This is a genomic window from Streptomyces sp. NPDC088246 (assembly GCF_044741025.1).
Classification (GTDB): Bacteria; Actinomycetota; Actinomycetes; order Streptomycetales; family Streptomycetaceae; genus Streptomyces.
In genome coordinates, this window is record NZ_JBIURV010000001.1 from 388,566 (window position 1) to 411,949 (window position 23,384).

A 23,384-nucleotide genomic window follows, 5' to 3' on the forward strand; every position below is an offset into this window, starting at 1 on the left:
GCGCCAAAACCCCATGCCGGACGAGCATCAACTCGGCGGCGTCATGGAGCAGATGGCGCGTTGCGCTCCCACTGCCCCGGAGCGGGGCCGGCTTCAGGCACGCGGAGAGCGCTGGGCGCCGTCGACGACGCTGCCGGACACCACACTGCCTTCCGAAGTCGTCGGCGTCCCGGAGTCCTGCTCCTTGAGAGCCTTGGCCTCGCTCTTGAAGATCCGGGCCGCCTTGCCCGCCGAACGCGTCAGCTCGGGCAGCTTCTTGATCCCCAGGATCACGATGACGACGACGAGGATCACGGCCAGCTCGCTCAAGCCGAACATCAGGTCTGCTCTCTCCCGGGGCGGTCGTGGGCCGATACGGCGTACCGGACACCCGCCACAATCTACAGTGCTGTAGAAGTCTCTCCTGGAGCGTAATCGCTCAACAAGCCCGCCTTCCAGCCCGGTTGGCCAAAAGGGGCGCACGACGCGAAGGAGCGGAGACAGCATGATGTCGGACCATCACGGCCACGGGGCAGGGGCCGCCGTCCGGCCGGCCCGGCAGGAACTGGCCGGCCTCTGCCGCACCATCACCGAGGCCCGATGGTTCGCCCTCACGGTCTTCGGCGTCATTGTGGCCAACGCGGCGTTGCTGGGCCTGGAGACATACTCCGGTCTGGTCGCCGACGGACAGCGCTGGCTGCGGCTCGCCGAGCACACCTGCCTTGCCGCTTTCACCGTCGAGATAATCCTGCGCCTGGCCGCACACGCCGACCGCCCCCGCGACTTCTTCCGCGACCCGTGGAACCTCTTCGACCTCGCCGTGGTCCTGTGTGCCTTCCTGCCCGTCGTGCGGGAGAACACCACCGTACTGAGGCTGCTGCGGCTGGCCCGCGTCCTGCGCACCGCCCGCTTCCTGCCGCAGCTGCGCGTCGTGCTGGTCGCGATCGCCCGCAGCCTGCCCGGCGCCCTGAGCTTCCTGCTCGTCGGCGCCCTGCTGTTGTACGTCTACGCCATGGTGGGCTGGGTCTTCTTCTCCCGCCATGACCCCGAGCATTACGGCTCCATCGGCCGCGCCGTGCTCACCCTTTTCCTCCTGATGACCCTGGACGGCATCGGCGACGCGGTTCAGGCCGGCCTGGAGATCTCCCGCTGGAGCCTGCTCTACTACGCCTCCTACGTCCTGCTCGCCTCCTTCGTCCTCGTCAACGTCCTCATCGGCGTCGTCATCACCTCTCTCGACGAGGCCCGCGAGCTGGAGCAGGAGCCACAGCTGCCGGGATCACCCGCTCGGTCGGCGCCCGAGGACGCGCAGCCGCTGCTCGAACGCATCACGGCGGCCCGCCGCGCTCTGGACGAACTCGAACGTGACCTTGTCCAGGCTGCGACGCCGCGGGCCCGGGAAGCCGGACGCATGGTCCCGGCCCCGGGCGAACACCCGTGATCCCTCCCTGCGGCCGCCGCTCCTGCGGTCCATGGGCGGCGATGTCGTCCCCGCCATGAGCACCCAGCAGCTTCCTTATCCGGCCCCGCCGTAGAGAGACCACACCCAAAGCTTCGGGAAGTTTTCGGGAAGAACAGCCGCCGGAAGCCGTGTGAAACCGCCTCCAGCCGGACTGTCGCCCGCCCCACCAGCGCTTCCGCCAAGGCTTACGCCGCCACTACGCTGCGCTCGCTAACGTGCCTCTGATCCCGCGAAAAGGCCCTCCTGGTCAGAGGGCCTCGGGGTGGTGCGGGCAAAGTGCCCCCGGCAGGACTCGAACCTGCGGCCAAGCGCTTAGAAGGCGCCTGCTCTATCCACTGAGCTACGGGGGCCGGGTGTTGGCCTGGGCGGCCTGGAGCCCTGGGGCCGGGCCGGTCGATGACCCGCCGGGACAAGGATAGGGCTCCGATCGCCTCGACCCGGTTGCTTCACCTGCGTGGCACGATGTGGAGGTTCGGTGAAGCGAACCGATAATCGCAGGTGGGCGGGATTCCCGCATCGCTTTTGACGCCTCGCGGCCCGGGTGTTGTGCACTCGTTATGCCTGTGCCCCACTCGTCCCCTCTGTCCCGACTCTGTCCCAGCAGGAGAACCGGCGCGCAGAGGTGGCTATACGCTTCAAAAAGGCGCCAAAATTGGGCATTCTTCGCATGTGGTGACCTTGGACGTACGGCCTCAGCTCATCGACGCACTTTCCGCCCTGCGCGACCGTGTCGCTGCCGTGCGTCTTCCACTTCCGCTGCCGGGGGCCGCGCGCGCCCGCCAGACCCGTAGCGAGCTGCTCGCCCAGCTCGACGACTATCTGCTTCCCCGGCTCAGAGATCCTGAAGCGCCCCTGCTCGCGGTCATCGGCGGGTCCACCGGGGCGGGGAAATCGACGCTCGTCAATTCGCTGGTGGGGCGGCTGGTCAGCGAGGCCGGGGTACTGCGCCCGACCACGCGGACGCCCGTGCTCGTCTGCCATCCGGATGATCACCACTGGTTCGCGGGGGTCCGCGTGCTGCCGCAGCTCACCAGGGTCTGGCTGCCCCCGGAGGAGAACGGGGACCCTGGCAGGTGCGACGACCTCGACGGGAGCGAGGAGGACGGGACCGCGCTGCACGTCGAGACCGCCACCGGGCTGCCGCGCGGGCTCGCGCTGCTCGACGCGCCCGATATCGACTCGCTCGTGGTACGGAACCGGGTCCTGGCCGCCGAGCTGATCTGCGCCGCGGATGTGTGGGTGATGGTGACCACGGCCTCCCGGTACGCGGACGCCGTGCCGTGGCACCTGCTGCGTACCGCCAAGGAGTACGACGCCTCGCTCGTCACCGTCCTCGACCGGGTACCGCACCAGGTGATCGCCGAGGTGTCCCGGCAGTACGGGGCGCTGCTCACCAAGGCGGGCCTCGGTGAGGTGCCGCGCTTCACCATCCCCGAGCTGCCCGAATCGGCCGGCGGCGGCAGCGGCCTGCTGCCCACCACCGCGGTCGCCCCGTTGCGGGCCTGGCTCAGCCACCGCGCCCAGGACCCGGCGGCCCGTCAGCAGGCGGTCGGGCGCACGACGGCCGGGGTCATCGACTCGCTGGACGTACGGATGCCCGCGCTGGCCGGGGCCGTCGCGGCACAGTACGCGGCGGCCGTGCGGCTGACCGGTGTGGTCGAGGACGCGTACCGCACGGAAGGCATCCGGGTCCGGCGGCGGCTGCGCAACGGCGGCGTGCTTGCCGGGGACGCCCGGACCCGGTGGCGTGGATATCCGACGTACAGCAACTCCGAGGAACTCCTCGAAGCGCTGGTGGAGAGTCTTGCCGCACTTCTGCAGTGCGCGGTGGCCGCAGCCGACGAACAGATCCGCACGACCTGGCAGCGCGAGCCCGCGGCCGGGGTGTTCGGCTTCGAGGATGTCGGCCGGGAGGCCGGGGGATGGGGGCCCGCCGAGGACATCCGGGGCCGGATCACCATGGCCGTACGGCGGTGGTGGCGGGTGCTGGAGGAACTGGCCGAGGAAGAGGTGCGCCGGCTCGAACGCAACGCCGCACCCGACGCCGAGACAGTGGTGGCGCTCCTGGCCGCCGCACTGCTCGGCGGTCGCCGTACCCGCGGTGCCGGGGAACAACTCGCCGAACGGATCGGGGCCCAGGGTGCGCTGCGGCTGCGCGACAAGGGCGGCGCACTGCTCACCAACTGCCTCGACCGGGTGCTGGACAGCGAGCGCGACCGGCGGCTCGCGCCGCTCGACGCACTCGATGTGGCCCCGGAGCCGCAGGCCGAACTGATTGCCGCGCTGTCCGTACTGCAGAAGGAGAGGTGGCAGCGATGACTGCCGTCATTGACGAGGGGCCCGGCCGGGGCGAGAGTCCCACTTCTCACGAGGACCGGAACCGGAACCACCGGAGCCGGCGCCGGACACCCGACGACCTGCGCACAGCCGTGCCGGAGGCGGGCGGGGACTGGAACGACGGGCTCATCGCCCGGCGCGCAGCCGCCAAGGGGGCAGACACCGAGACCGGGAACGCCCCGAACGACGAGGTACGGCTGCCCCAGGTCGAGGCGTACGTACCGTCGAGCGGTCCTCTCCGGCCGCGGCTCGACGCGCTGCGTGAACTCGTCGGGCTGTCCAGGGCCAGGCTCGACCGGGCCACCCTCGCCGAGGCGGGACGCGTGCTCGACGAAGCGGCGGCCCGCCAGCGGCTCTCCTCCAGGCACACCGTCGTCGCCATCGCCGGAGCGACCGGCAGCGGCAAATCGACCCTCTTCAACTCCCTCGCGGGTGCCCCGATCTCCGACACCGGTCTGCGCAGGCCGACCACCTCCGCCCCCATCGCCTGCTCCTGGACCGACGGGGCCGCGGGGCTGCTGGACCGGCTCGCCATTCCGGGACGGCTCAGGCGCAGGCCGCAGCAGAGCGGTACGGACGCCGACGAGGCACTCCAGGGGCTTGTCCTCGTCGACCTGCCCGACCACGACTCGGCGGCGACCGGACACCGTGATCAGGTCGACCGGGTGCTTGCGCTGGTCGATGCGGTGATCTGGGTCGTCGACCCGGAGAAGTACGCGGACGCGGCCCTGCACGAGCGCTACCTGCGGCCGCTCGCCGGGCACGCCGAGATCACGTTCGTCGTCCTCAACCAGATCGACCGGCTGCCCGGCGACGCCGCCGACCAGGTTCTCGACGATCTGCGCCGGCTGCTCGACGAGGACGGCATGGCGCTCGGCGAACACGGCGAACCGGGCGCCACCGTCATGTCCCTGTCCGCACTCACCGGCGAAGGCGTGGGCGAACTGCGCGAGGTGCTCGGCCGGTTCGTCCAGGAGCGCACGGCAGCGGCGCGCCGGCTGTCCGCGGATGTGGATGCCGCCGCGGCCAGGCTCCGTCCGGTGTACGTCGCCGAGGGGCGGCCCGGTCTCGGCGAAGGGGCCCGCGAGGAGTTCGCCGACCGGCTCGCGGAGGCCGTCGGAGCGGCCGCGGCGGGACAGGCGGTCGAGCGCGAGTGGCGAAGGAACGCCGGCCGGGCGTGCGGCACGCCGTGGCTGCGGCTGTGGCGCTGGTACGAGTCCACCCGGCGGCCGGGAAGCCTGGAGTGCCCGGCGCAGCCCGCACCCCCCGAGGAGCAGCTCACCGCCCGGCAACGCGTCGAACAGGCCGTGCGGACGGTGGCGGACGAGGCCGCCGACGGGCTGCCCGGCCCCTGGGCACAGGCGGTCCGCGAGGCCGCGGTGAACGGTGCGGAAGGGCTGCCGGAGGCGCTCGACGAGCTGGCGGAAAGGGCCGGCAGCACGGACGGGCGGGGATGGGCGGTGAGCTGCTTCTCGGGTGGTGCGGCAGGCGGTGCGCAGGGTTCGGTCGGTCCGGGCGGTTCGACGGTTGTGGCGACCGGGGTGGCCGGGGCCTCCGGTGTGGCGCACAGCGGTCGCGTGGGCGGGAAGCCGCCGCGGCCCAGGTGGTGGCCCGCCGCCGTGCTGGCACAGGCATCGATGACATTGCTGCAGATCTTCGGCGGTCTCTGGCTGGTGGGCCAGATCGTCGGCGTACTCGAACCGGGACTCCTCACGCCCGCCCTGGTGATGCTGGCCGGGATCACCGGCGGTCCGCTCGTGGAGTGGTCGTGTGCGGCCGCGTCCCGGGGGCCCGCCCGACGGCACGGGCAGGAGGCCGAGCGGCAGTTGCGCGAGGCGGCGGCGGCCTGTGGGCGGGCACGGGTGCTCGATCCGGTGGCGGCGGAACTCGTGCGGTACCGCGAGGTGCGGGAGCGGTACGTGACGGTGACGGAGTTTTCCACAACTGTTCGGTAGTCCACAGGCATCAGCAGGATTTCCGCCTTCCCTTCAACCTGGGATCAGTGGCCGTGCGGGTGCGGTCGCTGGAGCCGAAGGCCGAAGGGGAGGCGGAGTCATGAATGACACCTTGGTGACACTGGTGGGAAACGCGGCGACGGGCGTGGAGTTCCGGGAGACCGCGACCGGCGGAATGGCGCGATTCCGGTTCGCGGTGACGCCGCGCCGCTGGGACCGCGAGAAACAGCTCTGGACGGACGGGCACACCAGCTTCTACACCGTGTGGGCCTGGCGGACGCTGGCATCGAATCTGGCCGGTTCCGTCTCCGTCGGAGAACCACTCGTCGTGCACGGCAGGTTGAAGGTGCGCGAGGAGGAACGGGAGGGCCGGCGCAGGACGTTCGTGGACATCGAAGCGGTGGCGGTGGGGCACGACCTGACCCGGGGGACGGCTGCGTTCCGGCGGGTGGTGAGGGGCGATCCGGGGCTGGTGACGCGTGGGGGGAGTGTGGACCAGGGCGACGGGCCGGTGCGTTCGGACGAGCCGGACTGGTCGGGCGGCCCGGCGCGGGAGGCACAGGAAGCACGGGAGGTGGGCGAGGCGCGGCCGGGTGGTTCGCGCGAAGCGTCACGGGCCGAGGGGGACGAGCGGGAGGGGGGAGGCGAGCAGAGTGAGCAGTCCGAACAGTCACAACGGGTCGGGCGACAGCGGGTGCGGCGGCCGACGGTACGTCAGAAACGCGGTCAGGAACTTGCGTCGGTGTCGTGACGGGACGGGAGCGAGGGGCAGATCTGACGGGAAGTCGGATCGGGGGGCGTCGAGGCGCCGCGCGCGATACCGGCGATAACGATTCCGATTCGGAATGGTTGTACGACGGTATGAGGGGGGAATGTTCATCTCTTCCTCCTTAGGATTCCCCCGTACTCACGGGGCACTTGAGTCGACTGGCGGGGCAATCCCCACACGCGCATCAGGCGCGGAGGGTCTCGCCCGGAGGGGAATTCTGTGTTTTCTGCTCATTCAGCGACCGTTTCGTCTTCCACGGAGACGACCAGTTCTCCACGGCGGCGGGGCATAGCCCGGCTGGCCGCTACGGTGGTGGCATCCGGTCTGGTCATGGCAGGCACCCTCGTCGGTGCCGGCAGCGCGGTCGCCGACGAGGCGCCGCAGCATCAAGGTGGCGCGGCAGCGGTTCTGGACGGGTTGAAGACCTACGACCGCGCCGTGCTCCACGCGAACGGCAAGAACGAGCCGCTGCCCGCCGGGCTCTTCGAGATGACCGTCGACGGCGGCGGCAAGCTCAAGACGTACTGCATCGACATCCACAACCCCACCCAGGACCAGGCGAAGTACCTGGAGACCCCCTGGAACCAGACCTCGCTCGGCAGCAACAAGAACGCGGGCAAGATCCGCTGGATCCTGGAGCACTCCTACCCGCAGGTCGACGACCTCTCGGAGCTCGCCAAGCAGGCCGGCACCGGGCCGCTCACCGAGAAGACCGCAGCGGCGGGCACCCAGGTCGCCATCTGGCGCTACTCGGACAACGCCGATGTCGACGCAACCGACAGCCAGGCCGGGAAGCTCGCCGACTGGCTGGAGAAGAACGCCGCCGATCAGGCCGAGCCCAAGGCGTCTCTCGCCCTGGACCCGGCCGCGGTCTCCGGCAAGTCCGGTGAGCGGCTCGGCCCCGTCACCGTCCACACCAACGCGGGCCAGGTCTCCGTGACCCCGCCCGCCGACGCCGCCAGCGGTGTAAAGGTCACCGACAAGGCCGGCAAGCCTGTGACCACCGCGGCCGACGGTGCCCAGCTCTACTTCGACGTTCCGGCGGGCGCCGACGACGCTTCGGCCTCGCTGACCGTCCAGGCCACCACGTCGGTGCCGGTCGGCCGGGCCTTCGCCGGGGTGACCAAGAGCCAGACCATGATCCTGGCCGGCTCCAGCGAGTCCACGGTCTCCGCGACCGCCACCGCGACCTGGGCCAAGCAGGGGGCGATCCCGGCGGTCTCGGCGAAGAAGAACTGCGCCAAGGGCGGCGTGGACGTCACCGCGAGCAACACGGGCGATGAGGCGTTCACGTTCGAGCTGGCCGGGGCGGAGCACACCGTCGAGGCGGGCAAGTCCGAGACCGTGACCGTCCCGGTCGCCGAGGACCAGGCGTACGACATCACGGTGACCGGCCCCGGTGGCTTCACCAAGACGTTCAAGGGCGTCCTGGACTGCAAGACCAGCGGCAGCGGCACCGGCGGCACCGGCACCGACACCCAGACCGGCGGTGACAAGCCCGCCCCGGCCACGACCGGTGGCGGCTCGACCGGTGGCTCGGGTGACCTCGCCGAGACCGGTGGCTCCAGCGCCACTCCGATCATCGGGGGCGTCGCGATCGCCCTCGTCGTCGTCGGCGGCGGCGCGGTCTTCTTCCTCCGCAAGCGCACGACGCAGTCCTCCGCCCAGTAAGCACGGAGTGACGAACGGCGGGCAATCTGTCACGCCTGCCTGATGGTGGCCCCGGTACGCGTCCGCGTACCGGGGCCGTCGCATGCCGGAAGACAGGGGCGGTGCGTGCCGGGAGGCGGGGCGGGGTGTACCGGGGAGCGGACTGGTTTCCGTCCCGGGATGGACGTCAGGCAAGATGGGGTGTATCTGCCCACACATCGATTGCCGGACGGTTTCTCTTGGCTGAGTACATCTACACGATGCGCAAGACGCGCAAGGCGCACGGCGACAAGGTGATCCTTGACGACGTCACGCTGAGCTTCCTGCCCGGGGCGAAGATCGGTGTGGTGGGCCCCAACGGCGCCGGTAAGTCCACGGTGCTGAAGATCATGGCGGGCCTGGAGCAGCCGTCCAACGGTGACGCGTTCCTGTCGCCCGGTTTCAGCGTCGGCATCCTCATGCAGGAGCCGCACCTCGACGAGGCGAAGACGGTCCTGGAGAACGTCCAGGACGGCGCCGCCGAGATCATGGGCAAGCTCAAGCGCTTCAACGAGGTCGCCGAGCTCATGGCGACCGACTACTCCGACGCGCTCATGGACGAGATGGGCAAGCTCCAGGAGGACCTGGACCACGCCAATGCCTGGGACCTGGACGCCCAGCTGGAGCAGGCCATGGACGCCCTGGGCTGCCCGCCCGGCGACTGGCCGGTCGTCAACCTCTCCGGTGGTGAGAAGCGCCGCGTCGCGCTCTGCAAGCTGCTGATCGAGGCCCCCGACCTGCTGCTCCTCGACGAGCCCACCAACCACCTCGACGCCGAGTCGGTGAACTGGCTGGAGCAGCACCTCTCGAAGTACGCGGGCTGCGTCATCGCCGTCACGCACGACCGGTACTTCCTGAACAACGTCGCCGAGTGGATCCTCGAACTCGACCGCGGCCGCGCCATCGCCTACGAGGGCAACTACTCCACGTACCTGGAGAAGAAGCAGGCCCGCCTCAAGGTCGAGGGCCGCAAGGACGAGAAGCGCGCCAAGCGGCTCAAGGAAGAGCTGGAGTGGGTCCGCTCCAACGCCAAGGGCCGGCAGACCAAGTCCAAGGCGCGTCTCGCCCGTTACGAGGAGATGGCGGCCGAGGCGGACAAGATGCGGAAGCTGGACTTCGAGGAGATCCAGATTCCGCCGGGCCCGCGGCTCGGTTCCGTCGTCGTCGAGGTCGAGAACCTCTCGAAGGCCTTCGGCGACAAGGTCCTCATCGACGACCTGTCGTTCACGCTGCCGCGCAACGGCATCGTCGGCGTCATCGGTCCGAACGGCGCGGGCAAGACCACGCTGTTCAAGATGATCCAGGGCCTGGAGACCCCGGACACCGGCTCCATCAAGACCGGTGACACGGTCAAGATCTCCTACGTCGACCAGTCCCGCGCCAACATCGACCCGAAGAAGACCCTCTGGGCCGTCGTCTCGGACGAGCTGGACTACATCAACGTCGGCCAGGTCGAGATGCCCTCGCGGGCCTATGTCTCCGCGTTCGGCTTCAAGGGCCCGGACCAGCAGAAGCCGGCCGGTGTTCTCTCCGGTGGTGAGCGCAACCGCCTGAACCTGGCGCTGACGCTCAAGGAGGGCGGCAACCTGCTGCTCCTCGACGAGCCCACCAACGACCTCGACGTCGAGACCCTGTCCTCGCTGGAGAACGCCCTGCTGGAGTTCCCGGGCGCCGCTGTGGTCATCTCCCACGACCGCTGGTTCCTGGACCGCGTCGCCACGCACATCCTGGCGTACGAGGGCGACTCCAAGTGGTACTGGTTCGAGGGCAACTTCGAGTCGTACGAGAAGAACAAGGTCGACCGCCTCGGCGCGGACGCGGCCCGCCCGCACCGTGCCACGTACAAGAAGCTCACGCGAGGCTGATCGTCTTGGCACGTCACATCTACAACTGCCCGCTGCGCTGGTCGGACATGGATGCCTTCGGCCACGTGAACAACGTGGTCTTCCTCCGCTACCTGGAGGAGGCGCGCATCGACTTCATGTTCCGGCTGGCGCCGGGGGACGGCTCGCCGTCCTTCTCGGGCGGGTCCGTCGTGGCCCGGCACGAGATCGACTACGTGCGTCCGCTGGTCCACCGGCACGAGCCGGTGACCGTCGAGTCGTGGGTCACGAAGATCGGCGCCGCGTCGCTGACGATCGCGTACGAGATCAAGGACCCGGACCAGGTCTACGTACGGGCCTCGACCGTCGTCGTGCCGTACAACCTGGCCGAGGAGCGGCCCCGGCGGATCTCCGCCGAGGAGAAGCTCTTCCTCCAGCAGTACCTGGCCGAGGAGCCTGCCGCAGCATGACGGTGCCCGTGCGGTCGCTGGAGTTCGCCGACACGAGGGAGGCCGCGGATCTCGCGGCCTTCCTCGGCCGGCTGCTCCACTACGACCGGGCAGCCGCGGTGCGGATGCAGGCCGGCGGCAGTGCGCTGGCCGTGTTCGGCAGGCCGCCGTCGTTCGAGGTCCTGGCGATCCGGGCGGCGCGGCTGGCCGGATCGCACGACTTCGACGTCACGGTGTCCGCCGGCGAACTCCTCGAATCCCTCGACGCCGAGGGCACGGCAGCCGGTTCGGGCGCCCTGCCCGCACCCGTCACCGGGCCACCGTGGACGGGTGTCCTCCCGCCCCGCGGCGGCTGGCACGAACTGCCGGGCCTGCCCGACCCGGTCTCCCTGCGCACGGCAGTCACCGCCGCGGTGGCGGAGTTCCGCTCCCGCGACGAGGCCCTGCCGGAGGACCGCCGCACCCGGGCGGAGCGGGACCTGATCGGCCGCGAGATCTGGTCGCGCACGGTCGCCGGCACCGAACTTCCGCTGCGGGCCGTGCACGCCGCCCAGTCCCTCGGCTTCCTCCGCCCGGCGCCGGACTTCCCCATCGCCCTGCTCGCGGCCGGGTCCTGGCTGCGGCTGCGCACCCCGTTCGGCTCGATCGCCCTGCGCGGACCGGGCAGCGGGCTCGGCACGCTCGCGGTGACGGTGGGCACGGGCTGAGCGACGGCCCGACGGCAGGACCCGTCCGGACAGGCCGACGGACCCGTTCGGACAGACTGACAGGACCTAACCGGTCAGGGCCCTGTCCACCAGCCGGAGCGCGGCCAGGTCCTGGGCGTCCTGTGCCGGGTCGCCCATCCGCAGGGTGAACGTGGCGCTGGTCGCGGCCCGCGCACCGTCCGGCGTCACCCCGCTCTCGGAGACGATCCCCAGATGGGTCCGCCGTGGAACCAGATCCCGCTGCGGCTCCCGGCCACCGGGCGCCAGGCGATGCCCAGTCCGCAACGGACCGTTCCTGGGCAGTGAGCAGGAGTGAGCCCGCCCCACTGGCACGCCCCGAACGGTCTTGGGCGCGCTGGTCCTCCGTACGCCGGTGGCGCCGGTGGCCCGGATCGCGTCCACATCGCTCCGGAGGCGGCTGCGGAGCCCGGGGGCGCGGTGGGGTGCGGCGGCCGTCGCCGCGGGTCCGGACGCTCCGGTGAGCAGGGCCGCTGCCGTGACCGCCAGGCCCGTACGTCTGCTGATCACCGGTCCTCCCCGGTGCGGGAGCAGGTCAGGTCGGCGCCGGGCAGCGTGCCCTCGCGCAGATAGTCGTTGACGGCTCTGTCGGCGCAGGGGACGGGGGTGAGGCCGTCGAGTCCGCGCCCGTACACCCCGTGCGAGCGGATGTCCGCCGTCACCAGCCGGGAGCCGGTCAGGCGGCGGTGCAGGGCCAACGCCCCTTCGTACGGGACGTTGTTGTCGCGCCGGGCCTGGAGCATCAGGACGGGTACGTCGTTGCCGATCACCGTGGCCGGCTCGCGGGACGTGCTCGTCCAGAACGCGCACGGGGCGATCATGCTGTTGACGAGCGGGCCGAAGACGGGCTGGGTGGCGCGACTGGCCTCCATGTTCTTCCAGTACGTCTCCGGGTTCCGTGGCCAGCCGCCGGCCGGCCGGCCGCTGTCGCCGCACATGAAGAGGGTGCCGCCCAGCATGCTGTCCGCCAGCTCGGGCGAGGCTAGCAGCTCCAGCATGGCGGCGAGCTCCGGGCCGGGCTCGACCGGCCTGCCCGCCGCGGCGTCGGCCAGGTCCCGCACCGTGGCGGCGAGCGCCGGGTCGTACTCCTCGTGCTGGATGAGCTGCCGCAGCACCAGCCGCAGCAGCGGCGCGTCGAGCCGGACGCCGGAGACGGTCACCGGGCGCCGCTCGGCCCCGTCGAGCAACTGCTGGACAGTCGACCGTACTTGGACGGGCGTCTTGCCGAGCCGGTAGGTGCCGTCGTGCCGCGCGGTCCATCCGGCCCAGGCGTCCAGTGCCTCTTCGAGCGGCTTGCCCGCCCGCTGGAAGAGTTCGTACTGGGTGGCCGTCGGGTCGGTCGAGGAGTCGATGACGATGCGGTCGGCGCGGCGGGGGAACATCTGGGTGTAGACGGCGCCCAGATCGGCGCCGTAGGAGACGCCGTAGTACGACAGCCTGCGCTCACCCAGCGCCGCGCGGATCGCGTCCATGTCGCGGGCGACGTTCCGGGACGTGGCGTGCGGCAGGAGCCGGGCGTTGTCCCCGTGCTCCAGGCAGCGGCGTGCGGTGTCGCGAGCGGACCGTACCGACCGCTCGAAGTCCTCGCGGCGGGTCGTGGTCGGGCCGGGCGCGGGCGTCGGGGCGGCGGGGTCGCAGGCGATGGGGGTGGACTCGCCGAGGAAACGGGGATCGAAGCCGATCAGGTCGTAGCCGTCCGCCACATCCTTCAACGCGGATCGCAGATAAAGGGTGTTGGCGAGTCCGGGGCCGCCCGGACCGCCCGGATTGGACAGCAGGATGCCCCGGCGCTTGCCGTGTTTCGCGTCGGTCTTGATACGGGAGACCGCGATCCGGATCGTCGGGCCGCCGGGATCGGAGTAGTCGAGGGGAACGGTCACCTTCGCGCACTGCGCGCCCGCCTCGTTCAGCTCCTGCTGCTGCGGCGAGCAGGGGCCCCAGACGAGCCGCTGGTGGGCGGGGGCGGAGGGGGTGGCGGGGGCGGCCGACGCGGGCACCGTGCCCGCGAGTAGACAGGTCAGGCCCAGGCCGGCGGTGGCCAGTGAGGCGACGCGCATCGTGCTCCTCGGGAAATCAGGTGGATGACTCCCGCACGACGCTACGGGCGTACGCGGCGCGGGAACATGGGGCCACCGGGCCGAAGCGACCTGGGGCCAGCACCACCAACTGACGTCACGGGCGCGGCTGGTCGTCCGGCCAGACCCCGATGTGGTCCTGCTCCAGCTCCAGCATCACGCGGTGCTCCATCCCGAGCGCCTCCGTGTAGTCGGCGGGCAGCTGCAGGCGGCCCGCGCGGTCGAGCATCGCGTACTCCCGCGCCACCTGGGACTCCAGGCCCGTCGCCGCGTCCACCTCGGTGCGGCGCAGCACCTCGGAGGACGTACGGCCGTCACGGATGGCGACCGTACGGCGGACCTCGTTCGCCACCGCCTGGTCGTGCGTGACGATCACGATCGTGGTGCCGAGCTCCTCGTTGGCGCGGCGGAACGCGGCGAAGACCCGCTCGCCGGAGGCCGAGTCGAGTTCGCCGGTCGGCTCGTCGGCAAGCAGCACCGACGGGCTGTTGGCGAGCGCGACGGCGATCGCCACCCGCTGCTGCTGGCCGCCGGAGAGCTGCTGCGGGCGCCGGTCGCGGCACTCCTCCAGCCCCAGCATCCGCAGCAACGACTCGGCGCGCTCGGCCCGTTCACGGCCCCGGCCCCGGCCACGCAGCTGCATCGGCAGGGTGATGTTCTGTGCGGCGGTGAGGTACGGGAGGAGATTCCGGGCCGTCTGCTGCCAGACGAACCCGACGATGTCCCGGCGGTAGCGGAGCCGTTCCTTCGGCCCCATCGACAGCAGATCGCACCCCGCGACCTTCGCCGACCCGGCCGTGGGCACATCGAGGCCCGCCAGGATGTTCATCAGGGTCGACTTGCCGCTGCCGGACGCACCGACCAGGGCCATCAACTCGCCCTCGGTGACCAGCAGATCGAGGCCCTGGAGGGCCTGCACCTCCACCCCGTCCGCGGAAAAGATGCGGACCAGCCGGTCGCAGGCGATCAGCGCGTCGTGCCCGTAGGAGGGCCGGTCGCGGCGTGCGGTGGCCCGCTGTTCGAGCTCGGCCAGCGTGGTGTCGGTCGACGGCGACGTCATCGGGGGTCTCCTGCCCTGAGTTCGGTGATCGATCCGCGGCGGCCGGCCCACCAGGCCTGGACGGCGGCCACCGCGGCGGTGAGGACGACCACGCCGAGCGCCGGAAGCGTCAGCGACCACGGGTCGGCCCGCAGCGCAATGGTGTCGTCTCCGCCGGATTCCGGCCCGGCGGAGAGAGCCAGGCTCACCAGGTCGACGCCCGGCGCCAGCAGGGCGGTCGTCGCCCATCCGACGAGCAGCCCGCCGACGGCGGCCAGCAGCGCCTGCGGCATCGCTTCGAGGCCGAGGAGCCGTCTGCCCTGCCGGGAGGTGAGCCCCATGGTCCGCAGCCGGGCCAGCAGGGCGGTGCGTTCCGGCGCGGTCTGCAGCAGCGACAGCAGCACGGCGAGCAGGGCGTAGCCCGCGCCGGCCGCGATCGCCGCCGCGTAGATCTTCTCGGCGCCCCGCTGCACGGAGGTGTCGACGAACGCCTCGCGTGCCTCGGAGCGCAGCCGCACAGAGACGTCCTTGCCCGCGTGGTGCGCCGCCGTGCGCAGTGCCTTCGCGTCCGGGGAGCCGCCGGTGACCAGCAGGGTGGTGGTCTGCCGGCGGGTGAGCGACGCGGCGTCGACGATCAGGAAGTCGCTGCCGGAGACGGCGGGAGTGCGCGTGACGGTACCCGCCACCCGCACCGTGAAGTTCCCGGCCGCCGCAGAGAGGTCGCGCGCCCGGTCGCCGAGCCGCTCGGCGACGGACGGCGAGGCGATGACGGGCAGCACCGGGTCCTTCGTCGGTGCGGACTTCTTCGCTGCCGCGGAGGCCCTCAACCGGTCGGCGGGGAAAGCCCCGAGACCGGTCGCGCGGGCCAGCCGGGCATACGTCGCCGGGTCGACGCCCACCAGGGTGGCGTCCTTCGTGCGCTGGTCCCCGGTCCCGTCGGCCGGCAGCACCACGTACTCGATCTGCACGCGCGCCACGTCCCGCACGCCGCCCGCTTTCCGTACCTCCCGGATCAGGCGGTCCGGCAGCGGCACGGAGTTGCCCGGGCCGCTGATCCGGGCATCCGCGCCGATCGCGCGTCCCGCCGCGTCGTCCCGCGCGTCCGCGATGCCCGCGAGCACCGAGCCGCCGAACGCCGCGGTGGTCAGCGCGATCAGCAGTGCGAGCAGCGGGAGCGTGCCGCCCGCCGAGGTGCGCCCGGCGCGGGCCAGCGACAGGAACCCGACCGCGCCGCGCCGACGGGCGACGGAGCGCGAGGCGAGACGCAGCGGCAGCGGAAGAAGCCGTACAAGGACCAGGGCGGCGATCAGACCGACGAGTACGGGGGCGGCGCTGACCAGCAGATCGCCGCCGCCGGAGCCCGTACCGCGCCGGCGCAGGGCGACGACCGCGCCGACGGCCAGCACCAGCAGGGTGAGTTCGGCGACCGTGCGCCATCGCGACGGGCGGGCGTCCATCAGGTCGTCGCGGGCTCCGTGCAGCCGCGGCCTGCGGTGCGGCAGTGCCGTACACAGCGGCAGGGCGACGCAGACCAGTACGGTGACGGCGACCGCGCCGGTGACCGAGGGCCACAGCCGGGCATCCCCGATGGTCACTACGGCGATCAGCAGACCCAGCGCCGCCGCGGGCACCGTGGTCACCACCGTCTCGGCGAGCAGCCGGCCGCCGATACCGCGCAAGGATCCGCCGCGTGAGCGCAGCAGGGCCAGTTCGCTGCGGCGCCGGCCGCCCATCAGCCCGATGGTCATCAGCAGGACGACGGCGGCGACGGCTCCGATGCCCACGGCGGCGACCATGACGACCGGGCCGATCGCCTGACGCAGGGAGTCGTACCTGGTGAGGATCGCGTCCAGGTCGGTCGTGAGCGCGGTGTTCGTGCCGGCCACCGCACGCATGCTCACCAGTCCCGGACCGCCCTCCAGCGAGGCGATCGACGAGCGCAGGGCCGCCACGTCGGTGACGGTGAGGGGGGAGGCATCCGGTGGGATCCGCCAGAACGCCTCCGGCTGACTGGCGGTGGCGAGCAGCGCGGGCGCGGCGTCCGGTGGCAGCAGGACGGCCGCGATCCAGTAGTAACGCGGGATGTCACGCGTCGGTTTGGCCACCAGGGACGGGGTCCGGAGCAGTGGCTGGACCGACCAGTAGGCGGCCGCGGGACGCTCCGGGGTGACGATGCCGGTAATGCGCACGGTCAGCGGTGTTCCGCCTTGGGTCGGTACGGAGATGGTCGAGCCGACCGTGATCCGCAGGGCTTTCGCCGTCTCCTCGGTGACCGCGCCCTCCACCTCCGGCGTGCCCGCCGTGACCGTGCCGTGGACGGCGGGCCAGGTCCCGGCGTGCAGGGTGGCGTGGTCAGGGAGGTCCGACAGGGTCGAGTAGGTCAGCTCGGGGTCGATGAGGGACGGCCGGGGCAGCCAGCCCTCTCGCGCGGGGATCGGTTTCCCGGTGTGGAAGCCGTACGCGGACTGGGCGGTGTCGGGCCGCACCACGTCGGGCAGCCGGGACAGCACCGCGCGATGGACGGACGCCAGCGACGCCGCACTCACCGCTTCCTCACGCAGGGGCTGGGGCACCTGCAGATCGGGCTGCGGCGTGCTGAGCTCCAGCACACTGAGCCCGGGGTCCGCGGCGGCGATGTCGTGGCGCAGCCCCTCGTTCTCGTAACGGTCGACGGCACGCGGGAAAGCGGCGGCGAGGAACGCCGTCAGCAGCACCAGCAGCCCGAGCGCCCAAGCCGTGCCGGGAGCGGTACGCAGCCGGGTACGGACCCAGGGCGCACAGGCGGCGGGGGCGCGACGGTCTCGAACGGAACGCGCACTCATGTCAGTTGTCCCCCTGGTGGCGCAGCGAGGTCGCGGGGTCGGCACCGCGCAGGGCGAGAAACACGACGATCAGCAGCGGCAACGCGGCGACACCCGCCAGCAACGCGGCTACCTGCCCGGCCGGCAACTGCACCAGCACCGGGGGCACCGGAGCGGTGGCCTGCCCGGTCAGCACGATGAGCGGCACGACGGCGCGGTTCAGTACGGCCCCGAGCGCGGCCCCGACCAGCAGCGCGATCGCGATCAGCACGCCCTGCTCGGCGGCGATCATCCGGGTCAGCCGTCGGCGCGGCGTCCCCAGCGCCCGCAGGACGGCGAACTCGGCGGAACGTTCGCGCTGCGCGCCGGCGGCGCTCACCGCGAAGCCGACCGCGGCCAGGGCCGCGGCGACGACCGCCACCGCGGGCAGCGCGGACTGCGGCCCGGCGCCCAGCGGATCGCTGACCAGCTCCCGCGCGATCTCGTCGCGCACCTCGACCTGGGCCGGATCGGTGTAGGGCTGTGCCCGCAGCGCGGCGGCGACCTTTCCGGCCTGCCCGGGGGCGGTACTCAGCCACCACTCGACGGGGGTGAGCACAGTGCCCGGACGGTGTGCGAGGACCTGGCCGACGGCCCTGAGGTCGAGCAGCAGCGCGCCGCCGTCCCGGGCCCGGTCGGAGCCGGTGACGGAGGCATCGGAGCCGGTGCCGGGGCCCGTGGTCGGCAGCCTGCGCACCACATCCGCGATCTTCACCCGGACCGTCTCGCCGGCCAGCGTGATGTCGACGCTCTGCCCCTTCCTCGCTCCGGCGGCCTTCAGATACGCGTCGGTGACGATGGCGTTCGGCGTCGGCGCCTTCGGACGGGGCGCGGTGGCCCGTACGGAGAAGGCGGGCGACTCCCACGCGTCCGGGGCCGAGCCGGTGTCGTACCCGAAGGCCAGCAGGCTCTTCGCGGAGACCGTCGCGTGCACCGGATCGCCGGGCTGCTCCTCGCCGGGCTGCTCCTCATCGGATCCGGCGGCGGCGTTCTGCGTGGCGTCCCAGGCGAACCCGTCGGGCACCGGGACCGCCTGCTCGGTGCCGTCGGCCGTCACGGTCCTGAGGGCGCCGATGTCGACCCGGTGGGACTCGCTCCGGCCGGCCGGCCGGTTGCCGTCCAGCTCGAACCCGGTCACCGCGAGATCACCCGCGGCCGCCACCGCGAACGCGAACGGATGCGTCGTCCCGTCGACGGGTACGGTCCCGGCCGGTACCCGGTACGGGAAGCCGTAACGATCCTCCAGCAGCACGGTGACGAGCGGCGCGGTGCCGGACGGCGACCGCCGTCCGGGCGCCCCGGCCACCGTGATCCGCACGTCGAACCGGACCTGTTCGCTGCGCTGCGGCAACAGCAGCCCAGCCCGCGCGGTCCTCGGCGGGGCGAGCGAGTCGAACAGCCGCTCCGGCGGCCCGTCGCCGAGGTCGCCGCGCATCAGCATCCGCTCGTCGGCGTGCGCGGTGTCCAGGGCGAGGATCTCGGCGGTGCGTTGACCGGAGAGGTCCACGGTCGTACGGAACGCGGGCGCCGCCTCCCGTACGCCCGGCAGCCGCGCGTACGCGCCCGCCTTCGCCGGATCGTCCTCGACACTGCCCACCACGCGCACCGACGCACCGGCCCTGAAGTCCGCCTGGTCGCCCTGCGAACGGTCCCAGGAGGCGCGCTGCCCGATCGCCAGCATGCCCATGGCGACCGACAGGACCAGCAGCAGCACCGGTCCGGCATTGCGCAGCGGGCGCCGGCTGAACTGCCAGCCGGCCAGTGCCGTGATCAGCCCCCGGCCGCCCGCCGCACGGCGCTCCGCGAGCCGGGCCGCGGGCGGCAGCAGACGCAGCGTCAGTACGGTGCCCGCGAGCAGCAGCAGGGCGGGAGCCGCGACGAGCAGCGGATCGACGCCGAGACCGCCCTGCCGGTCACCGCTCAGCACGCCGCCGCCGGAGCCCGTGGTCTGACGGTCGAGCTGCCAGTACGCCACCGCCGCGATCACCAGCAGACCGAGGTCGGCACCCGCCCGGAGCGGCGCGGGCAGCGCGACGGCGCGGCGGGAACGACGCTCCCCGGCACCGGCCGCCAGCGCGGGCGCCACGACGGCCAGCGCACACGTCAGCGCGGCGACGGCGGAGACCAGCCACACGGTGGCGGTCGCGCCCCCGTCGAGCCGCAGTCCGATCCGGGACAGCGCGCCGCGGTCCGCGAGCAGCCGGGTCAGCGGCCCGGCGAGCAGCGGGGCGAGGAGCGCCGCGGGCAGCGCGAGCATCAGCGCTTCGATGGCGGCGAGCGCGGTGACGCGTCCGCGCGATCCGCCGCGGGCCCGCAGCAGCCGGGTCTCCCCGTCGCGCTCACTGCTCAGCAGCCGGGCCACCAGCAGCAGCGCGTAACCGGCGAGCATCACCAACTGGACGGCCACGATCATCAGCGTCGAGCGGGAGACCAGCAGCGCCCGGTCGATCTGCTCCAGCACCTGGGGGAGCGAGGTCCGCACGGTGGCCCCGCTCCTGAAACCGGGGGCGGCCTGCAGCTTCTTCGGAGCGGCCGTGGCGGCGCTGTGCAGAGCCGCCGTCCGGCCCGTGGTGACGGTGCGGAAATCTGCGGTTGCCAGCCAGGACATCGTGCCGGAGCTCATCCGTCCGGAACCGAACACGGCAGGATCGGTGAGCAGCGGACCGTACGTCGTGAAGGCGACCTTGCGGATGCCGCGCCCGTCGAGTTCGTCCAGCTGCCAGTACGGGTCGGCCTGGTCGGACGCCTCGTACACGCCGGTGATCAGGACGCGCACCGGCTTGTCGTCCAGCCGGTCGGTGAGGGTGAGCCGCGAGCCGGGCCGCAGCTTCAGGACCCTGGCGGCGGTGTGCGGCAGGGCGACCTGGACGGGATCGCCGGCTCTTCCGTTCCCGGCCGCGGGCATGCGGCCCGCGGTCAGCCGGACGCGGCTGCGGTCGAGCGCCGCGAAGTGGGTGAGGTCCGGGTCGCCGCCCCGGACGTCCGAAGCCTGTGGACCGCCCGGCAGCGCGTACGAACCCGACGTCTCCAGCGTCCGGACGGTCACGGGAAGGCCGTCGAAGGTGTCGCGGGCGGTTCTCCGCGCGGTCGCGTCGGCCGCGTCCCGCTGCGCGGGCATCACCTGCGCGGACACGACGAGGGAGGCGGCGGACGCCGACCGATGCGTGAGGGCGTGGCGCAGCGCCGCGTCGCCGATGGAGCCGGAGAACGCGGTGAGCGCGGCCAGTACCGAGGCGGTGAGCAGGATCGCGAGGACAGCGGCGGTGAGCAGGAGCCGATAGGCCCTCACCCGGAGAAAGACAAACCCCGTCACACGTGCCCCCCTGAACCCTCACCGCACACACGCCCCCCGGCGATGTAGGGATGATCTCAGGACACACGTGCTGTTGGAAACCGCTTACGTGCGCACCTTGATGGGATTGTGATCGTTAATCGGTGACGGAGGAACGAATTCCGCACCTGGTGCGGGGGACAGGGGCGTGTTCTCAGCCCTCGGTGTTCACCATCGAGGCGGCGGCGTAGGTGAGGTAGTCCCACAGCTGCCGCTCGTGCTCCGGCGCCAGTCCGAGCTCGTCCAGGGCGACCCGCATATGGCTCAGCCACGCGTCGTGCGCCGCCCGGTCCACCTGGAACGGAACGTGCCGCATCCGCAGCCGCGGATGTCCGCGCAGCTCACCGTAGGTACGAGGACCGCCCCAGTACTGCATCAGGAACAGCCGGAACCGCTCCTCGGCCGGGCCCAGATCCTCCTCCGGATACATCGGCCGGAGCAGCGGGTCCTCGGCGACCCCCTGGTAGAAGCGGTGCACCAGGCGTCGGAAGGTCTCCTCGCCGCCGACCTGCTCGTAGAAGGTCTGCTCCTGCAGCGTGTCGTGCGGAATGTCAGTCACCCGTCCATGGTCGCAGACGCACCGGCCGAGGACCGGGGTCCTAGGTCCTGCCCTCGGACCGCCGTCCGCCGGCCCGGACCTGCCCCGGCCCGGTTCCTGGCCCCGAGACCCCCGGCGCAGGAAGGTGGAGGTATGGACGACGCACACCCGGACCCGTTCGCCGCGGCCGCAGCCGAGGAGCGATGGGCCATGGTGCGCGGGATCGTGGCCGGTGGGGCGCTGGGTGACCCGCAATGGCTGGCCGCGTTCGAGGAGGTGCCGCGGCATCTGTTCGTGCCCTACTACTTCGTGGGCGGTGGATTCGACCGCCTGTGGTGCGAGGACCCCGACCCGGTCAGGCGGGCCCAGTGGCTGCACGGGGCGTATGCGGACGGGGCGCTGGCCACCCGGATACGGGACGGTGAGCTGATCTCTTCGAGCAGCCAGCCGTCGCTGATGGCCCGGATGCTCGAAGAGCTGGACGTACGGGAAGGGCAGCGGGTCCTGGAGATCGGCGCGGGCAGTGGCTACAACGCGGCGCTGCTCGCGCACCGGCTCGGTGACGACGCCGTGACCACCGTCGACCTCGACCCGGAGATCACCGAGTCGGCCCGCCGGCATCTGGCGGCGGCCGGATACCGCCCGGCGGTGATCACCGGGGACGGGGCACGGGGCTGGCCCCCGCGCGGCCCGTACGACCGGATCATCGCGACCTGCACCCTGCCGTGCGTACCGCAGGCCTGGCTGGAACAGTGCACACCCGGCGCACGGATACTGGCGCCGTTCGCCACCGGACTGATCGTGCTGCGGGTACGGGAAGGGGCGCACGGGAAGTATGCCGAGGGCCGGTTCCTGCACACGCCCGCGTACTTCGTACCGCTGCGCGGTACACCGCCGCGGCCCGCGCGGCGTCCGCATACCCGCGCACTGCCGAGGCGCGTCAGCGAGAACGAACTCTTCCGGTTCCTGCTGACACTGACCGAGGCCACCCTCGACCCGCGCGAGGCCCTCGCTCTCTGGCAGCGCGAGCGGCGTCCCGAACGGGAGAGGTTCGGCATCACGGTCCGGGACGGGCGGCAGTGGGCCTGGCTGGACGACCCCGAGGGGCCGTACGCCTGGCCACTGCCCAGCGGGTGAGCGCGGGTCAGCCCCGGCGGATCGTGATCGTCGTCCACGCCCCGACGTGCACCTGGTCGCCGTCCTGGAGCGGGACGGGGACATAGGGCTGGATCGGGTCCTCGGCGCCGTTGAGCGTGGTGCCGTTGGTGGAGTTCTGGTCGACCACGGCCCAGCTGCCGTCGGGCTGCTGCACCAGCACCGCGTGCTGGTGGGAGACGCCCGGGTCCTCCGGCGGGACGGACAGATCGATGTCCGGGGACTCGCCGGTGCTGTGCCTGCGCCGACCGATGGTGATCTGGTTGCCGGTCAGCGAAAGCTGCTGTTCCGGGGAGTACGCGGGCAGGTTGAGCCCGGTCGCCTCGGGACCGCTGCGCTGCATCATCGCCAGGAAGTACTCACGGTCCGGGGCGATGACCGCGGTCCAGGTCGCGGGCGGCTGGTTCTGGTTCTGACCCGGGAACGGCGGCTGCTGCTGCGCCGGGGCCGGCGGCTGCGGAGCCTGCGTCCGGGACGGCGGCGACAGCATCCAGTCGTCGTCATTGCCGGACTGCGGCCCCTGCGGCGGGGCCGGCGGCTGGGGGGCCTGCGGGGCGGGTGGACCGGGCCGCTCGAGCGCGGGCGGCGCCGACTGCTGCTGGAACGGCGGCGGCGGGGTCTGCTGCTGGAACGGCGGGGGCGGCGCGGTCTGCTGCTGGAAGGACGGCGGAGGCGGTGGCCCCTGCTGCTGGAACGGCTGCGGCGGCTGCGGCGACTGCGGACCCGGCGCCGGGGGCCCGGGCCGGCTTCCCTGGTCGGGGGAGAGCGGTTCGGCCGGGCGGTTCACCTGCGAGGGCCGTGAGCCCTGGTACTCGAACGGCTCGCGCTGCTGCTGAGGGCCCGGCGGCTGCTGTGCCTGGAAGCCGGGCGGCAGGCTGAGACCGGGCGGAGGGCCGGGAAGGCTGTGGGGCGGCGCCAGCGGCGTGTACGACGTCGCGGTGTTCGTGAGGAAGTTCCAGCGGCACTCCTCGCAGAACGGCGCCATGGCCTCACGCGGTGTGCGGCACTGCGGGCAGAGCTCGGCCTGCTGGGTCGCACCGGGGCCCTGCGGGTGGCCGTAACCGGGAGCGGGCGGCGGGGGAGGCGGCGGGGGGACTGCACCCGCAGGCGCGCCCGCCCCGGCCATGCGATGGCCGCAGACCTCGCACCAGTCATCGGAACCCGACTGGTGTCCGTTCGGGCATGTCGGCATGTCGGCGCTTCCCCCTCTCCTCGTCC

Annotated in this window: 17 protein-coding genes and 1 tRNA gene; 9 read left to right on the forward strand and 9 right to left on the reverse strand. The window is 72.2% G+C overall.

The features are described 5' to 3' along the window. Nucleotides 1-93 precede the first annotated feature (93 nt). Nucleotides 94-318: a twin-arginine translocase TatA/TatE family subunit gene (locus tag ACIPEK_RS01780; protein WP_401989632.1), complete on the reverse strand. Its 225-nt coding sequence runs from the start codon at nt 316-318 to the stop codon at nt 94-96. A 169-nt stretch (nt 319-487) separates the two neighbouring features. Here ACIPEK_RS01780 and ACIPEK_RS01785 point away from each other — a divergent pair, with 169 nt between their 5' ends. Beyond that, entirely contained in the window at nt 488-1,420 is a 933-nt protein-coding gene (locus ACIPEK_RS01785; protein ID WP_401989795.1) for an ion transporter, read from the forward strand. 298 nt (nt 1,421-1,718) lie between these two features. On the opposite strand, the gene ACIPEK_RS01790 is transcribed toward ACIPEK_RS01785, so the two are convergent. Further along, nucleotides 1,719-1,791: transfer RNA gene (locus ACIPEK_RS01790), tRNA-Arg, on the reverse strand. Nucleotides 1,792-2,119: 328 nt separating this feature from the next. On the opposite strand from ACIPEK_RS01790, the gene ACIPEK_RS01795 reads away from it, so the two are divergent. From ACIPEK_RS01795 to ACIPEK_RS01825, 7 genes are all read left to right on the forward strand, one after another. Then, entirely contained in the window at nt 2,120-3,760 is a 1,641-nt protein-coding gene (locus tag ACIPEK_RS01795) for a dynamin family protein (RefSeq protein ID WP_401989797.1), read from the forward strand. Further along, on the forward strand, nt 3,757-5,733 hold the full coding sequence (locus ACIPEK_RS01800; protein ID WP_401989633.1) for a GTPase: 1,977 nt from the start codon (nt 3,757-3,759) through the stop codon (nt 5,731-5,733). The genes ACIPEK_RS01795 and ACIPEK_RS01800 overlap by 4 nt, the downstream gene beginning before the upstream one ends. Before the next feature lie 100 nt (nt 5,734-5,833). Beyond that, on the forward strand, nt 5,834-6,484 hold the full coding sequence (locus tag ACIPEK_RS01805) for a single-stranded DNA-binding protein (RefSeq protein ID WP_401989634.1): 651 nt from the start codon (nt 5,834-5,836) through the stop codon (nt 6,482-6,484). 237 nt (nt 6,485-6,721) lie between these two features. After that, the gene (locus ACIPEK_RS01810; protein WP_401989635.1) at nt 6,722-8,173 is read left to right on the forward strand and encodes a Cys-Gln thioester bond-forming surface protein; all 1,452 of its coding nucleotides are present in this window, start codon (nt 6,722-6,724) and stop codon (nt 8,171-8,173) included. Between the two features lie 218 nt (nt 8,174-8,391). Continuing rightward, the gene (ettA, locus tag ACIPEK_RS01815) at nt 8,392-10,056 is read left to right on the forward strand and encodes an energy-dependent translational throttle protein EttA (RefSeq protein ID WP_401989636.1); all 1,665 of its coding nucleotides are present in this window, start codon (nt 8,392-8,394) and stop codon (nt 10,054-10,056) included. A gap of 5 nt (nt 10,057-10,061) precedes the next feature. Further along, on the forward strand, nt 10,062-10,484 hold the full coding sequence (locus tag ACIPEK_RS01820; protein WP_266361441.1) for a thioesterase family protein: 423 nt from the start codon (nt 10,062-10,064) through the stop codon (nt 10,482-10,484). After that, nucleotides 10,481-11,170, forward strand: coding sequence for a hypothetical protein (locus ACIPEK_RS01825; RefSeq protein WP_401989637.1), 690 nt, complete (start codon nt 10,481-10,483; stop codon nt 11,168-11,170). The genes ACIPEK_RS01820 and ACIPEK_RS01825 overlap by 4 nt, the downstream gene beginning before the upstream one ends. A gap of 66 nt (nt 11,171-11,236) precedes the next feature. Here ACIPEK_RS01825 and ACIPEK_RS01830 read toward each other — a convergent pair whose 3' ends face one another. The 6 genes from ACIPEK_RS01830 to ACIPEK_RS01855 form a co-directional block, all read right to left on the reverse strand. Further along, nucleotides 11,237-11,698: a hypothetical protein gene (locus ACIPEK_RS01830; protein ID WP_401989638.1), complete on the reverse strand. Its 462-nt coding sequence runs from the start codon at nt 11,696-11,698 to the stop codon at nt 11,237-11,239. Then, nucleotides 11,695-13,245, reverse strand: coding sequence for an alpha/beta hydrolase (locus tag ACIPEK_RS01835; protein WP_401989639.1), 1,551 nt, complete (start codon nt 13,243-13,245; stop codon nt 11,695-11,697). Before ACIPEK_RS01835 ends, ACIPEK_RS01830 begins: the two co-directional genes overlap by 4 nt. Nucleotides 13,246-13,360: 115 nt before the next feature. Then, complete coding sequence (locus ACIPEK_RS01840; protein ID WP_401989640.1) at nt 13,361-14,323, reverse strand: ABC transporter ATP-binding protein; 963 nt, start codon at nt 14,321-14,323, stop codon at nt 13,361-13,363. After that, nucleotides 14,320-17,124, reverse strand: coding sequence for an FtsX-like permease family protein (locus ACIPEK_RS01845; RefSeq protein WP_401989641.1), 2,805 nt, complete (start codon nt 17,122-17,124; stop codon nt 14,320-14,322). The genes ACIPEK_RS01840 and ACIPEK_RS01845 overlap by 4 nt, the downstream gene beginning before the upstream one ends. A gap of 1 nt (nt 17,125) precedes the next feature. Next, nucleotides 17,126-20,455, reverse strand: coding sequence for an FtsX-like permease family protein (locus tag ACIPEK_RS01850; RefSeq protein ID WP_401989642.1), 3,330 nt, complete (start codon nt 20,453-20,455; stop codon nt 17,126-17,128). A gap of 172 nt (nt 20,456-20,627) precedes the next feature. After that, complete coding sequence (locus ACIPEK_RS01855) at nt 20,628-21,032, reverse strand: globin (protein WP_401989643.1); 405 nt, start codon at nt 21,030-21,032, stop codon at nt 20,628-20,630. Nucleotides 21,033-21,164: 132 nt separating this feature from the next. Here ACIPEK_RS01855 and ACIPEK_RS01860 point away from each other — a divergent pair, with 132 nt between their 5' ends. Further along, nucleotides 21,165-22,148, forward strand: coding sequence for a methyltransferase domain-containing protein (locus tag ACIPEK_RS01860; RefSeq protein ID WP_401989644.1), 984 nt, complete (start codon nt 21,165-21,167; stop codon nt 22,146-22,148). A 7-nt stretch (nt 22,149-22,155) separates the two neighbouring features. Here the strand turns inward: ACIPEK_RS01860 and ACIPEK_RS01865 are convergent, their stop codons facing one another. Further along, nucleotides 22,156-23,358, reverse strand: a complete 1,203-nt coding sequence (locus tag ACIPEK_RS01865) for an FHA domain-containing protein (protein ID WP_401989645.1) — start codon at nt 23,356-23,358, stop codon at nt 22,156-22,158. Nucleotides 23,359-23,384: the final 26 nt, after the last annotated feature.